Annotated in this window: 10 protein-coding genes and 1 pseudogene; 3 read left to right on the forward strand and 8 right to left on the reverse strand. The window is 67.9% G+C overall.

Annotated features, from left to right (window positions below; all coding sequences use genetic code 11):
• Positions 1-59: 59 nt before the first annotated feature.
• The 3 genes from OG520_RS44645 to OG520_RS44655 all read right to left on the reverse strand — a co-directional run bounded on the left by OG520_RS44645 (position 60) and on the right by OG520_RS44655 (position 3,266).
• Positions 60-1,577, reverse strand: coding sequence for a transferase (locus tag OG520_RS44645; RefSeq protein ID WP_331737268.1), 1,518 nt, complete (start codon positions 1,575-1,577; stop codon positions 60-62).
• Between the two features lie 618 nt (positions 1,578-2,195).
• Positions 2,196-2,732, reverse strand: a complete 537-nt coding sequence (locus OG520_RS44650; RefSeq protein WP_331737271.1) for a hypothetical protein — start codon at positions 2,730-2,732, stop codon at positions 2,196-2,198.
• A 354-nt stretch (positions 2,733-3,086) separates the two neighbouring features.
• On the reverse strand, positions 3,087-3,266 hold the full coding sequence (locus OG520_RS44655) for a hypothetical protein (RefSeq protein WP_331737274.1): 180 nt from the start codon (positions 3,264-3,266) through the stop codon (positions 3,087-3,089).
• 380 nt (positions 3,267-3,646) lie between these two features.
• On the opposite strand from OG520_RS44655, the gene OG520_RS44660 reads away from it, so the two are divergent.
• The gene (locus OG520_RS44660) at positions 3,647-7,936 is read left to right on the forward strand and encodes a hypothetical protein (protein ID WP_331737276.1); all 4,290 of its coding nucleotides are present in this window, start codon (positions 3,647-3,649) and stop codon (positions 7,934-7,936) included.
• A 233-nt stretch (positions 7,937-8,169) separates the two neighbouring features.
• Here the strand turns inward: OG520_RS44660 and OG520_RS44665 are convergent, their stop codons facing one another.
• The 4 genes from OG520_RS44665 to OG520_RS44680 form a co-directional block, all read right to left on the reverse strand.
• Positions 8,170-8,496, reverse strand: a complete 327-nt coding sequence (locus OG520_RS44665) for a hypothetical protein (protein ID WP_331737278.1) — start codon at positions 8,494-8,496, stop codon at positions 8,170-8,172.
• Complete coding sequence (locus OG520_RS44670) at positions 8,493-9,254, reverse strand: TnsA-like heteromeric transposase endonuclease subunit (protein ID WP_331737280.1); 762 nt, start codon at positions 9,252-9,254, stop codon at positions 8,493-8,495. The genes OG520_RS44665 and OG520_RS44670 overlap by 4 nt, the downstream gene beginning before the upstream one ends.
• A 319-nt stretch (positions 9,255-9,573) precedes the next feature.
• Positions 9,574-9,978 (reverse strand): hypothetical protein, encoded by a 405-nt coding sequence (locus OG520_RS44675; RefSeq protein WP_406016801.1) that lies wholly within the window; start codon positions 9,976-9,978, stop codon positions 9,574-9,576.
• 578 nt (positions 9,979-10,556) lie between these two features.
• Complete coding sequence (locus OG520_RS44680; RefSeq protein WP_331737284.1) at positions 10,557-10,787, reverse strand: hypothetical protein; 231 nt, start codon at positions 10,785-10,787, stop codon at positions 10,557-10,559.
• Between the two features lie 218 nt (positions 10,788-11,005).
• Here OG520_RS44680 and OG520_RS44685 point away from each other — a divergent pair, with 218 nt between their 5' ends.
• Positions 11,006-12,637 (forward strand): serine/threonine-protein kinase, encoded by a 1,632-nt coding sequence (locus tag OG520_RS44685; RefSeq protein WP_331737524.1) that lies wholly within the window; start codon positions 11,006-11,008, stop codon positions 12,635-12,637.
• Between the two features lie 202 nt (positions 12,638-12,839).
• Here the strand turns inward: OG520_RS44685 and OG520_RS44690 are convergent, their stop codons facing one another.
• Positions 12,840-13,085, reverse strand: a complete 246-nt coding sequence (locus OG520_RS44690) for a hypothetical protein (protein ID WP_331737286.1) — start codon at positions 13,083-13,085, stop codon at positions 12,840-12,842.
• Between the two features lie 69 nt (positions 13,086-13,154).
• Between OG520_RS44690 and OG520_RS44695 the strand changes: the two are divergent.
• Positions 13,155-13,736: pseudogene (locus OG520_RS44695) on the forward strand (ISAzo13-like element transposase-related protein); the annotation flags it as partial.
• Positions 13,737-14,354 lie beyond the last annotated feature (618 nt).

The following is a 14,354-nucleotide window of genomic DNA, read 5'->3' on the forward strand; positions in this document are numbered from 1 at the left end:
GTTAGTGGGCGCTGCCCTGTGGTGTCCCCGGTTTCGCGAGACATCATGCGGGAGTGGCGCTACCAGGGGCCGAATAGTTGCAGCGCCCGGAACACGAGCCAGGACAGCAGGGCCAGGGCCGTGACCAGAGTGAGGCCTTTCATCAACGATGCCTGCGCGGCGAGGGTGGCCCTCCAAGCCATCGTCCGTTTACGGACCCCCACGGACGCCAGAGCGGCCGTCATAGCGCGAGCCAGGTGGTGCGCGGGTGTGTACACGGTCATCGGCGCCAGGGTGGCCTTCATGGCGCGGACCCTGCGCCGCACGAGCGAGCCCCGTGGGATCTTGGCACGTGGTACGGGCCCCACTGGGTGCACCTGGGGCGCCCAAACGCGGTCGAAGGCAATGACGGCGGAGGCCCAGGGACTGCCCCCGGCCACCTCGTTCAGTCGGGACGGGGTCGGCAGGTGCTCGTCCAACCGTTCGGCCACCCCCGGCAGCCCGCCTTGCGCCAGCAGGACGAGCTTCTGCGCGGGCTGGGTGGTGCGAGCCTGCTGGACCTCCCACCACAGCCCATCGCCCAATCCAAGGCGCAGCACTATGAGTTGGGACAGCTCCATCAGCCGCAGCACCGTCGGCTGCCAGTCGTCGAGCGGCAAGTAGAACCGTGCCGCCCCCAGCCGCGGCAGCGGCTCCCCCGGTCTGCCCACCGTGATCACGGGGCCGACGGCGCCCAACGCCGCCGTGAGCTGCTCCTCCCGCGAGTGGATACTGACGTACGCCCCCGAGTCGTCGACCTGGGCTGCGGCGTCGTCGTCGGCGAAGCTTCGCAAGTAGAGCACGGGGTCACGGCCGTCGGCCAGCAAGGCCTGGGCCGCGCCGCGCGCCGATCGCGGGCGGGTGTAGCGCAGAATCAGAACCCCGGCCCCCAGCGCGGCCAGGCCGCCGGCCAGCAACAGCACGAACGCCAGCGGTGGCATCTTGTAGCCCTGCCGTTGCCCCATGCCGGCTGCGATGAGGCCTGCCGTGAACAGCCCGTATCCGATGCCGCTGGCCACCAGGAACAGTGGCCGCCGCCACCACGGCTGACGCGGGGTGAACTGGCTGACCAGGTCGACGATCTCCGCAGCACCCGATCGGCGGCGACGACGCAGCCACAGTGCTGGCACGAGTAGCACCACGGCCGGAGCCGCCCAGTACAGCGCGGTGGCGGTCGAAGAGCTGAGTTCCCGGTCGAGCCGCGCCTGATCCTGCTCAACATCCGCCGCCAGTCGGGCGACACGCTCGCGGGCGAGCGAGCCCCGGCCCTCCTCGGCATCGCGAGCGGCAGAGGAGACCACGGTCCGGCTTCTTCCCGACGGGGCGTTCTCCTCGAACCACGCATCGCCCTCACGGATCTCAGCGCGTGCGGACACGGTCCCATCGGCGTAGCGGTCCAGCGCGGCAGTGAACGCGGCAACCCGCACCGGGGCGCCGCGGAAGCGGTCGCAGGCCCGCAGGTCCATGCCCGCGGTGATCGCCAAGTGCAGCGCGACGTAGGCAGTGACAATCGCGGCCACCGTGACCAGCCGGGCGAACGCCCGTAAACCCGAGGACATCTCAGCCCACCCCCCTCACCTCGCCCAGCCCAGCCCAGCCGTCCAACACAGGCTGTGTCCGTCTTACCACCTCGGCGCAACCGGCCGTGGCCGATTCAGGCCACAACCGCCAACCACGCGGAACCGGGAGCACTCGCCAGCACACGACTGCGTACTCGACCAGTACGTACCCGAGTAGTGCTTCTGCCCCATGTACCAGCGGAACGTTCGCCACGGCTCAGCCGCGTACAGCATCTCCGACGGCATCGACTCCCAGGCGTGGCCCTCGCACACCTCGTCCTCAGCAAGCCGAACACATACCTCTACATCCACCCTCCGCCCCCAGTGCCCGTGTAACTGACCTTGATCGCAGGACAGTTACACGAGCACTGGAGTACGAGCGATCACACCCACTTTCGATCACTCGAAGGGATGATCATTCCGAGCTAGGTATCTCAGCATCACGTCATAAGTGCTATTCAGAAGTCATTGCTAGCGAGAACATGACGCGGATTCTGAGTACCTACACGTTGTGTAGGTTCGCTCCGCCAGTGTCATTGCAGACCGCAGTGACCTGCTGCTTGTGCTGGTGTCTCATTGAATGTCCCGCGGTTTCCGTCTCAGTTCGGTGGCATTTCTTCATGCCGCATCGTCCTGCTGGTCCTCGTCGGCCTTCCAGGTTTGGTCGAACCAGGTGATGAAGTCCATCACGGTGCCAACGCGGGCGATGCGCTCGTGGATGGCCCGCTGGTCGTGTCCGGGGAGGAAGTCGCCGCGTTCGATCTGTTTGCCGCAGCCGCAGTTGCACTTTCGGTTGTCCAGTGGGGACTTGAAGTAGGTGATGGGGTTCTGCTGAGCGCCGTTCGGCGCGGGTTTGCCCACGTACTGGTCGTACACCGGATGCCCGGGACCGAGGATGCGTCCTTCGAAGGCCCGCCGGCCGTCGGGGGTGTCGACGACCCGGTCGATCTCCATGGCCTGCCTGATGATGACGTCTCCACTGACGACGGCGAACCGCTCTCGTTCGACGCGTTCGCCGGGCATCACCCAGGTTCCCCGGGCGATGTCGTGAAGCTGCTGGTCGGAGAGTCCTTCGGTCCATCCGATCTGTGACCGCGCGAAGGCGTCTTCGCACGGGTCGTTCAACCTGCGTCTGCCCAGCGTGACCTGGATCATCGCGCCTCCTTGAGACCATCCCTTAACGGGGTCGATGTGTCTAAGGTAGCGGAGAGACACCAGACCATCAATCTCCCTTGAAGTGGGGTCCTATGGCCTATGTTCAGCGAATGCAAGGCGCCCAGGCCGCCCTCCGACCGGGAGAGCTACGGGGACATCCTCTGACTTCTCCTCCACCTTGCGAGACCCCGGGCCCGCCGGCAGGGCCCGGGGTCTCGTACGTCACCACTCATGTGATCCGAAGACCTCGCTGAGCCGCCTCGGAGGCCGTCGGCCAGGTCCTCGTGGCGCGAGTTCTGCCGTGGTCCAGGCCTTCGTCGTAGATGCCGTCCACGGCGCGCTCGCTCCGGGTGCTCAGGCGGGCAGGCCGGGCAGGACCTGGCCGTCGGTGATCTGGGCACGGACAGTCAGGGCGTGGCCGTCGCAGACAACGAAGCGGTCGCCGGTACCGGCCTGGACGGTGTGGGTGGACGCCTCGGTACAGGCAGTGTCCAGCCGGTCGCACGGCCATACGTTGAAGCACGTGAAGTCCATGCACCAGGACCCGAACCCGCCCGAGCCGGACGCACGGGCCTTGAGGGTGGCTCCGTGCTCGGCCCGCTGTCCTGGTGGTCTGGGTGCGGGGATCAGGTGAGGTGCCCCAGGAGCCAGGCGGTGAGGGAGCGAAGGGTGCCGGAGACGGCACCGCGCAGGGCTGCTCCGGCCAGGGCCAGGCGTTCGGGACGGGTCAAACGCGTGCGGGACATGAGGTCCTCCACAGGAAGTGCGGTGGGTGAACGGGGCAGCCGGCCGGCTTGCTGTCCACATTCAGACCCCGCAAGAGATCGACTCCACGTTGCGATACGCCGTCAACAGGTCTGGCCATTAATGCTGTTCACGCTAGGGCGGGGTACGGGACCGGGGACGATGGTGCGATGAGTGGCGACAACGTGGATGGCCGGCCCGGCCCGAAGGAGAACCCGAAGCGGCCGCGGCCGCTGAATCAGCTGACGCGGGAGCCCGTGGGGTGGCCGCCGGCGCTGAGAGAGCTTAAGGAGTTGCTGTACGAGGTGTACCTGGCGGCTGGTGCCCCCAGCCTGGATGACATCGCCGGGGCCGTCGCCGCCGACGACCGTCTGGCCGGGGCGCCGAGCCGGGACACGGTCCACCGCATCCTCACCAAAGCGTCCATGCCGCCCAGCCAGGCCGATGTGGCCGCCATCGCCACGGTTCTTGCCCGCCGGGCCGTCTGGGATGCGCCGGAACTGACCGGGCGGGTGTGTGATCTGTGGAGGCGAGCGCGGAGGGCGCAGGGCGTGGGGCGCCCGGTCAGCGACTTTCGGGGCGCTGAACGGCTCCTCCTGGACGGCGGCCTGGGGATCCATCCGGCATTGGACACCGATGACGCTCACGATTCGCCCAGTGTTCTGCCCGCCTACATCCGGCGGGAGCACGACGCCCGCCTTGGGACGGTGGCGAGGGACGGGCGCAGCGGAATCGCGGTTCTGGTCGGGGAATCGTCCACGGGCAAGACCCGTGCTCTGTGGGAGGCGGTGAGGGGGCTGCCGGACGGCTGGCGGCTGTGGCATCCGCTCAGTCCTACGGCTCCGGAGGCGGTTCTGGCCGCGCTGCCGGACGTTGCCCCGTATACGGTGGTGTGGCTCAACGAGGCTCAGCACTACCTGGGCCCGGATCCGCTGGGTGAACAGGTCGCGGCGGGGCTGTGGGAGTTGCTGCACGATCCGTTACGGGCCCCGGTGCTTGTCCTGGGCACCTTGTGGCCCGACCACTGGGACACCCTGACGCGCCGCACCGACCCTGACCGGCACGCCGTTGCCCGGGGTCTGCTGGGCGGGCACAAGATTGACGTGCCGACCGCTTTCACCCCGGCGGATATGGCCGCACTCGACGCCAACAGTGCCGATCCCCGGCTGAAGGCAGCCGCCGAGCGCGCAGACGATGCACAGGTCACCCAGTACCTGGCCGGAGTGCCCTATCTGATGGAGCGCTACCACGCGGCGAGGGGAGCCACTCTGGCTCTCATCCACGCCGCCATGGACGCCCGCCGCCTGGGCGCCGGCCTTCATATCCCTCGTGGCTGGCTCGCCGACGCCGCCCCCGGTTACCTCACCGACACCGAGTACCACACTCTCGGCGCCGACTGGCTGGTCCAGGCCCTCGACTACGCCGCCGCCCGCTGCAACGGCATCCCCGGCATCCTCACCCTCATCAACCCCAGCGGCGCCCGCAACCAGCGCACCCGCCGGCCCGGCCATTCCCCGCAGGGGCCGCACTACATGCTCACCGACTACCTCGACCAACACGGCCGCCACGAGCGCGCCGGAATCATTCCGCCGGTCGATTTCTGGCAGGCGGCCGCTCACCATGCGCACCCCACCGACCTGGCCGAACTCGGCCAGGCTGCCTGGAACAGCGGTCTGTACCGCGACTCCGCCCAACTCCACAAAAAGGCCACCACCCACGGCAACACGAACACGGCAAGAATCCTCGTCCAACACCTTCACAGCCTCCACCCCACCGACCACCGCCCCGCCCAATGGGCTGTCCCGCACGCCTCCCTCGACAACCCGAGCGACATCGCGCGGCTGCTGGGGGTGCTGCGGGAGGCCCGGGCGGACGAACAGGTCACCGCACTGCTGGCCCGCGACCCCGCCGCGCACGCCTCCCTCGACAACCCGCACGACGTCGCCGGGCTGCTGGACATGCTGCGGGAGACCGGGGCGGACGAACAGGTCACCGCACTGGCAAAGCGAGCTGTCGTGCATATCGACCTCGACAACCCGGGCGACATCGCGCGGCTGCTGAAGGCGCTGGGGAAGGCCGGGGCGAACAAACAGGCCGCCGTACTGCTGGCCCGCAACCCCGCCGCGCACGCCTCTCTCGACAACCCGCACGACTCCGCGCGGCTGCTGGGGGTGCTGCGGGGGGGCGGGGCGGACGAACAGGTCACCGCACTGCTGGCCCGCGACCCCGCCGCGCACGCCTCCCTCGGTAACCCGTACGACGTCGCAGATCTGCTGGTTGAGCTGAGGAAGGCCGGGGCGAACAAACAGGTCACCGCACTGGCAAAGCGAGCTGTCGTGCATATCGACCTCGACGACCCGGGCGACATCGCGCGGCTGCTGGGGGTGCTGCGGAAGGCCGGGGCGGACGAACAGGTCACCGCACTGGCAAAGCGAGCTGTCGTGCATATCGACCTCGACGACCCGGGCGACGTCGCGCGGTTGCTGGGGGTGCTGCGGAAGGCCGGGGCGAACAAACAGGCCGCCGTACTGCTGGCCCGCAACCCCGCCGCGCACGCCTCCCTCGACAACCCGTACGCTGTCGCGGATCTGCTGGGGGTGCTGCGGAAGGCCGGGGCGAACAAACAGATCACCGCACTGATAGAGCGAGCTGCCGCGCACGCCTCCCTCGACAACCCGTACGCTGTCGCGGATCTACTGAAGGCGCTGCGGAAGGCCGGGGCGAACAAACAGGCCGCCACACTGGCAGAGCGGGCTGTCGTGCATATCGACCTCGACAACCCGTACACCGTCGCGGATCTGCTGGGGGTGCTGCGGGGGGGCGGGGCGGACGAACAGGTCACCGCACTGCTGGCCCGCAACCCCGCCGCGCACGCCTCCCTCGACAACCCGTACGACGTCGCGCGGTTGCTGGAGATGCTGCGGGAGACAGGGGCGGACGAACAGGTCACCGCACTGGCAGAGCGGGCTGTCGTGCATATCGACCGCCACAACCCGGGCGACGTCGCGCGGCTGCTGGGGGTGCTGCGGAAGGCCGGGGCGGACGAACAGGTCACCGCACTGCTGGCCCGCGACCCCGCCGCGCACGCCTCCCTCGACAACCCGGACACCGTCGCGGATCTGCTGGGGGTGCTGCGGAAGGCCGGGGCGGACGAACAGGTCACCGCACTGGCAGAGCGGGCTGTCGTGCATATCGACCTCGACGACCCGGACACCGTCGCGGATCTGCTGGGGGTGCTGCGGAAGGCCGGCGCGGACGAACAGGTCACCGCACTGGCAGAGCGAGCTGCCGCGCACGCCTCCCTCGACGACCCGTACGACGTCGTGCGGCTGCTGGGGGTGCTGCGGAAGGCCGGGGCGAACAGACAGATCACCGCACTGATAGAGCGAGCTGCCGCGCACGCCTCCCTCGACAACCCGTACGCTGTCGCGGATCTACTGAAGGCGCTGCGGAAGGCCGGGGCGAACAAACAGGCCGCCACACTGGCAGAGCGAGCTGCCGCGCATATCGACCTCGACACCCCGTACATCGTCGCGGATCTGCTGGGGGTGCTGCGGAAGGCCGGCGCGGACGAACAGGCCGCCGCACTGGCAGAGCGAGCTGCCGCACACACCTCCCTCGACGACCCGTACATCGTCGCGGATCTGCTGGGGGTGCTGCGGAAGGCCGGCGCGAACAAACAGGCCGCCGCACTGATAGAGCGAGCTGCCGCACACACCTCCCTCGACGACCCGTACATCGTCGCGGATCTGCTGGGGGTGCTGCGGAAGGCCGGCGCGAACAAACAGGCCGCCGCACTGGCAGAGCGAGCTGCCGCACACACCTCCCTCGACGACCCGTACATCGTCGCGGATCTGCTGGGGGTGCTGCGGAAGGCCGGCGCGGACGAACAGGTCACCGCACTGCTGGCCCGCGACCCCGCCGCGCACGCCTCCCTCGACAACCCGGACACCGTCGCAGATCTGCTGGTTGAGCTGCGGAAGGCCGGGGCGGACGAACAGGTCACCGCACTGATAGAGCGGGCTGTCGTGCATATCGACCTCGACAACCCGTACATCGTCGCGGATCTGCTGGGGGTGCTGCGGAAGGCCGGGGCGGACGAACAGGTCACCGCACTGGCAGAACGAGCTGCCGCACACACCTCCCTCGACAACCCGGACGCTGTCGCGCGGCTGCTGAAGGCGCTGCGGAAGGCCGGCGCGGACGAACAGGCCGCCGCACTGATAGAACGAGCTGCCGCACACACCTCCCTCGACAACCCGGACGCTGTCGCGCGGCTGCTGAAGGCGCTGCGGAAGGCCGGGGCGAACAAACAGGCCGCCGCACTGGCAGAGCGGCTTCTTGCCGCAGGACACTTCGATCTATTCATTGAGTTCGGGGGGAACCAGGAACACTTCCGATTCGGACGTGAACCTGATGGGAGTGCCGCCCCGTCGTGGGCGTGGAACGATCTGGACTGAACCAGCACATCGGGTGAGCAGTACGCGGTCGGCCTGATCCAGGACGTCGGGGGTCAGACCTTGGTGAAGGCGACGACGATCCACAGCCGTCGCCCATCGACAGGGGATTCGGCGTATGCAGCACGGAACTTCATGATGCCCATGACTGGCCGTCAACACGTATCTCACGACCGGCAGATATCCCACAGGCACACGGACTGATGAGCCCTGTGTCTCACACGACAAGGGCCAGATCAGGACCGCAGATGACCACGGTCTTCAAGGCCGTCACCCAGTACACGGGCCGGACCGCGTTCGACATCGTCGACGTAACTACGCAGCTGCGGCCCGCTGCTGTCACCGGGGCCGGAGTTCGTCGGCGTCGGGGTCGACGGAGATGACGACCAGGCGCGGTCGGAGGCGTGCAGTTCGGCTTCGCTGGTGATAGCGTCCAGCTGCTTGGTGGCGGAGTCGGAGAAACACGATCCGGGCTCGGCGGCGCGGACCGCCACCACCTCGACGACCTCGCCGTCGTAGGAGAAGCGGCTCCCCACTCCGACGCGCACCGCAGCCCGGCTCACGACGCCGTCCTCAGCACGCTGCGGGCTCTCAGGGGAACGCTCAGGTCGGTCAGCCACTGCTGCTTCCAGAGCAGGTGCAGGACCCCGGCCCGCACCAGCGGAGCCGGACGACCGGGCAGGCAGGCGAACGCCTCTCCCAGCGTGTCCCTGACCCGGTCGCGTACTTCGTCGAGGATGACCGGGTCAAACAGCTGCTCAGGCGGCGACTCCTCCTCCACCACCTGGTCGTATATCTCCTCGGTCAGGTCCGGCTCGAACAGCCAGTCGCGGCGGTAGCCCGCGAGGAACCTGACGTTGGCCAGCTCGGCGTCCGGCGGTTCGCTCCACACCTCGTAGCGCCAGCCGCGAGACTCGACCGCCTCGCGGGTCCAGGCGAAGGCGAACGCGTGCTCCGGCTTGGCCGCCCGGTGCCGCGGCTTGACGACCACGACCAACGGACCTGCCGCGGTGGCCAGCAGGTAGTCCGGGATGTGCCGGCGCAGCACGCCGCCCACCTCGGTCCGCAGCAAGAAGGGCTGGGCCACGATCGCTGTCACGTTCCGGTCGAAGTCGGCGTAGAGCAGCCGTGCCAGCTCCAGCCGCGACTCGTAGATCACGTGATCCGACTGCGTACTCGACCAGTACGAACCCGAATAGTGCCTCTGCCCCATGTACCAGCGGAACGTCCGCCACGGCTCAGCCGCGTACAGCATCTCCAACGGCACCGACTCCCAGGCAAGGCCCTCGGACGCCTCATCCTCGGCAAGCCGAACACACACCTCTACATCCACCGTCCACCCCAGTGCCCGTGTAACTGACCTTGACCGCAGGACAGTTGCACGGGCACTGGGGTGCGAACTTTCACGCGCATTTTCGATCACTCGAAAGGGTGATCGTTCCGGGCCGGGAAATATCAGCACCGCGTCATAAGTGCTATTCAGAGGTCATCGCTCGCGAGAACATGACGCAGATTCTGAGTACCTACAGCGAGATGTAGGTTCGCGCCATCGTTGTCATTCAGGACCGCGGTGATCTGCTGCTCGTGCTGCTGTCTCATCGGGTGTCCCGCGGGTTCCGTCTCAGTTCGGTGGCATTTCTTCATGCCGCATCGCCCTGCTGGTCCTCGTCGGCCTTCCAGGTCTGGTCGAACCAGGCGATGAAGTCCATCACGGTGCCGACGCGGGCGATGCGCTCGTGAATGGCTCGCTGGTCGTGTCCAGGGAGGAAGTCGCCGCGTTCGATCGGCTTGCCGCAACCACAGTTGCACTTCCGGTTGTCCAGTGGGGACTTGAAGAAGGTGATGGGGTTCTGCTGGTTCCCCTTGGGGGCCGGCTGGCCGACGTAGTGGTCGTGGACCAGGTGTCCGGGACCGAGAATGCGTCCTTCGAAGGCCCGCCGACCGTCGGGAGTGTCGATGACTCGGTCGATCTCCATGGCCTGCCTGATGATGCCGCCTCCGCTGATGACGGCGAACCGCTCTCGTTCGACGCGCTCGCCGGGCATCACCCAAGTCCCCCGGGCGACGTCGCGGAGCTGCTGGCCAGAGAGCCCTTCGGTCCATCCGATCTGTGATCGCCCGAAGGCGTCTTCACGCGGGTCAATCGACCGGCGTCTGCCGAGCGTGATCTGGATCACCGCACCTCCCTAAGACCATACCTTAACGGGGTCGACGGGTCTAGAATAGCCGAGATAGGCCAGACCATCAATCTCCCTTGAAACGGGGCCATGCGGTCTATGATAAATGGCCATGCTCCGCGGTTGCTCCCTTCCGTAATAGGGCACCGACGTAAGCCCGAAAGCCGCTGCGCGAGCAGGGCCTGGCTGCGGCATGTTTCGGCACGGCCGCCTGAAGCGGGCGGGCCGGGGTCGGCATCATGAGGGTCATGGACGAGACGCGTGAGCTCACCGAGGACGAGGTGAACGACCTGCTCGATGGCAATGAGCGGAACGCCGGATGGGATGACGACGAGTACGAGTGGGTGCGGTGAACGTGCCAGGCGCCCGGGCGGGGGCCGTCGCTCTCCCCGCCCGGGCGCCTGGCACGTACGGCCCATGTCAGGGCCTGGGCAGCGGCAGGCCGGTCATCTGCGGATGCCGCAGGTGCTGCCCGCCGTCGTACACGTGCAGGGTGAACGTCTCTGGGCGCCCGGGGCGCCGGCCGCCTCGTAGGCATCCAGGACATCCCCGAGGCGCCTCCACATCCGCACCGGCCCGCCCTCGTGTACCTCCCATGCGCCGTCGGCCGGGGTGAGGGTGGCGGCGGAGCCGGTGACCACGTCGACCAGGTGCACCACCTCGCCCACGGTCGTCATCTGGGCATCCAGGACCGCGCTTTGTTGGAGGAGGAGCCACTCGGGTGGCGGTCTTGGCGAACGCCTCTGCCGTTTGACAGATTTCTGCGTGCCGGGTGTGCCGCGGTCGCGGTCGCGGCATGATCGTGAGGCGCCGGTTCGCCCGATGGGAGGCGGAATCGACGAAACGGGGGAGGCGGGCAGTGCGAGACCAGCTCTTGGGAGGCCGATACCGGTTGGTGCGGCAGCTCGGTGAGGGTGGCATGGGGCAAGTCTGGGAGGCAGAGGACGAGTCGCTGGGCCGACGCGTCGCAGTCAAGGTGATCTCGCTACTCGCCGGCGGCGGAAGCCATGGCACCGAGGCACGCGCCAGGTTCCTGCGCGAGGCACGTATCACCGCCCGCCTGCAGCACCCCAGCATCGTGACCGTCCACGACCTCGGCGAGACCGGCACCGGGAACAACACGGCCCCGTTCCTGGTGATGGAGCTGGTCCGCGGCGAGGGACTGGACGCATTGCCACGCCGAGGCGCCGTCACTTTGCCGGACGCGGCTTACTGGGGCGCGCAGATATGCGACGCGCTGGCCGACGCGCACCACGCCGGAATCATGCACCGGGACATCAAGCCGTCCAACATCCTCATCACCCCTTCCGGTGCCGTGAAGGTCCTCGACTTCGGCATCGCGCGGGCAGCTGACCCCTACGCAACCACGGACCGCTTGACCCAGACCGGCTTCATCGTGGGCACACCCCCATACATGGCCCCCGAACAAGCACGTGGCTTCCCGGAACCGCGCAGTGACCTGTACGCGCTCGGCTGCCTCCTCTTTGAGTTGATCACAGGCCAACTGCCGTTCCAGGCACCTGACACCGTGGGCTACCTGTCGGCGCACCTCACCCAGGCCCCGCCCAGCCCCAGCTCGGTCTCCACGGGCATCCCACCTGCCTGGGACGACCTCGTGCTCACCTTGCTGCACAAAGACCCCGACAAGCGGTACCCGAACGCGGCCAGCCTCGCTCGGGCGCTACGACGACTCGACCACACCCGTATCCCCGCACCGATGGAGTCCCGCGCTGCGCTCCTCGTCCGGCTCGCTACCGCCATGCGGGCCGCGCACGACGTCGCCGCGACCCGTATCCCTGACGCTCTGAGTCACCCACAGCACCCTCAGCACCGCAAGGCACCGGACCGACAGACCACGGCCGTGCAACCGCCCCCCGCGCGCACGCTCCCTCTGAACGGAACACAACAACCGGTGACGGTCTCGTTCACGAGAGGGCAGGTCGTGACCCAGCTTGCGGGGCGCCGTACCTGGCAGGGTATGGGCATGGGGCTGCTTTTCGGCGTCCTCGCCGGATTCACCACCGGCAGCGGGCCGATCATCGAGATCGGCTCGTTCGTTCTCAAGCTCGATGACCCGACAGGCAACCGCCTTCTGGCTGGGGTGATTGCGTTCAGCATCGCGGCAGTCATCGGATTGCTGACAGGAGTGCTGCAGGGACTCCACGCGAAATCCGACATGGTGACCGTCGATAACGATGGGTTCTCGGTGGTCTGCCGCTGCCACCCGAAGAGGGAGCAGACATTCGTCATCCGTTGGACTGCGGTCGAGCAAATCGCCCTGGGCGGACCGTTCGCGGAGCGTGGAGTGGCCTTTAGCAGTGATGTCCGGGTCTGGTTCCGTGCGGGCAGCGAACCTACGCAGGCTTGGTTGACCAAGCATGACATCAAGAAGCAGGAGGACGGCAGCTTCTCGGTGTACCCCGGTAGCCACTACCCGTATGTGAATGCGTCGCGGCTGCATGAGCCGCTTCATACCTTCGCAGACACCCTGTATCTCGACCCGAGCCATGCCCCTGACCCCGCATAGGTGGCGCTGCCACTCAAGTGGAGCGGCGCGTCGACGCCGCCGACCCGCTCGCCGCGTACAAGGAGCGAGGCCGCCCGCCGATGGACATCTACCGCCGTCACCGGCCCGTGCACGGCGGTGCCGGCCACCTCTGCCCCGACGAGCCGCGCATGCTGGAGGGAGTGGAACGACTTCACGTACCAAGTGGTCGTGCCTCCCCGGCTTACCGCTGGGTGAGCGCGGTCTCCCCACCGGCCCTTCGCCGGCAACCGGGCAGGTCGTGCCGCCGACCCAGGTAGCTGATCATTCCGAGTGAGAAGCCGGTCTCCGCTGCGAGTTCGCGGCAGGTGCGTCCAGCGGCGCGTTGGTCGCGGAGCCAGTCGAGATCGATCTGGCGCCAGCGGGTGGCTTTGCCGTCGCGCTTCATGCCGTATTCGCGGACGAGGACCTTGATGGCTTCCTCATTCACGCCGGCGTGCTCCGCGGGCTCGTCGGGAATCTACGGGTTGCTTCCGGGACTTGGGCTCGTTGATGTGGTATGGGACGTTTTGATGAGTTGATCGGTCCGTTGCGGGCGAAGTTCGAAGCGGTGGTTCCGCATCTGAACGAGCGACAGTGCCGGTTGCTGTACGGCGCGGAGGCTCGGCAGCTCGGACACGGCGGGATCGCCGCGGTCGCCGCGGCGGCCGGGGTCTCGAAGGGCTGTGTCAGCCGGGGACTGGCCGACCTGGAGGAGGACGCCGAGCCGGACGGCCGGGTACGCCGCCCCGGCGGGGGCCGCCCGGCCGCGGCGAAGAAGGACCCGGGGCTGCGCGCCGCGCTGCTGGCCCTGGTCGAGGACAGCACGCAGGGCGATCCGATAGGACCGCTGACGTGGACCACGAAATCGCTGCGCAACCTGGCCGGCGAGCTGGCCGCCCGGGGACACGCGGCGGGACGGGACACGATCGCCGCGCTGCTGAAGGAGGCCGGGTTCAGCCTGCGCGGCAACGCCAGAGTCCTGGCGGGCAGTACCCACCCTGACCGCGACGCCCAGTTCCGCCACCTCAACACCGTGGTGAGCCGGTTCCTGGACGCCGGGGACCCGGTGATCAGCGTGGACACGAAGAAGAAGGAGGTGCGACACGATGCTGCACGAGATGAGTGAATGCGCTGGTCAGAGGCCCGACGACTGACGTCGGTAGCGTAATTCCTGGCCAGTGCTCAAGGCCAGTCCCCACCCCGACGTGCGTTGCCGGTAACGGCTCGGTGCGGAGCTCGGGGGAGAAGCCCAAGGGTCCGCGTTCCATCCGCAGACCACAGGCAAGGGGAAGACCGGACGGGTGAAGGCGACTGAACCCCTGATGATGCTTCGTGATCTTTGGCTCCGCAGGTGGGATGTTCCAGCGGGGTGCAGGACTGGCCGTTGAGAAGCGGCAGGCGCCGGTTGGGGATTCTTTGCCAGCCGGGAGAGCATCGCCGTCCCGGAGTAAAGGGGGCACCCACCCCGGTCGTATCTCGCTCGCGTGGAACGTGGTAACCCCGATGGGGTCCGGAGGGATCTTCTCCGGTAAGCCGACCGTAAGGAAGGCCCAACTCCCCAGCGGGCAAAGGATGATCCAAAAAGCCAAGGCCGGCAGCCGAAAGGCGACAGGAAACCGGGACTGGTGGCCAGCGCCTCCGCTGGCCGTCCCGCACAACTGGCCGGATACGGGCACTGCCCGGACCCGAAAGGGTGCTGACGTGGATCAGGTGGGCC

This window comes from Streptomyces sp. NBC_00984, assembly GCF_045162475.1.
GTDB lineage: Bacteria > Actinomycetota > Actinomycetes > Streptomycetales > Streptomycetaceae > Streptomyces.

Coding starts and splice junctions, on each gene's coding strand:
- OG520_RS44645 (WP_331737268.1), bottom strand. CDS start 1,577: ATGTCCTCGGGTTTACGGGCGTTCGCCCGGCTGGTCACGGTGGCCGCG.
- OG520_RS44650 (WP_331737271.1), bottom strand. CDS start 2,732: ATGATCCAGGTCACGCTGGGCAGACGCAGGTTGAACGACCCGTGCGAA.
- OG520_RS44655 (WP_331737274.1), bottom strand. CDS start 3,266: ATGGACTTCACGTGCTTCAACGTATGGCCGTGCGACCGGCTGGACACT.
- OG520_RS44660 (WP_331737276.1), top strand. CDS start 3,647: ATGAGTGGCGACAACGTGGATGGCCGGCCCGGCCCGAAGGAGAACCCG.
- OG520_RS44675 (WP_406016801.1), bottom strand. CDS start 9,978: ATGCCCGGCGAGCGCGTCGAACGAGAGCGGTTCGCCGTCATCAGCGGA.
- OG520_RS44680 (WP_331737284.1), bottom strand. CDS start 10,787: ATGACGACCGTGGGCGAGGTGGTGCACCTGGTCGACGTGGTCACCGGC.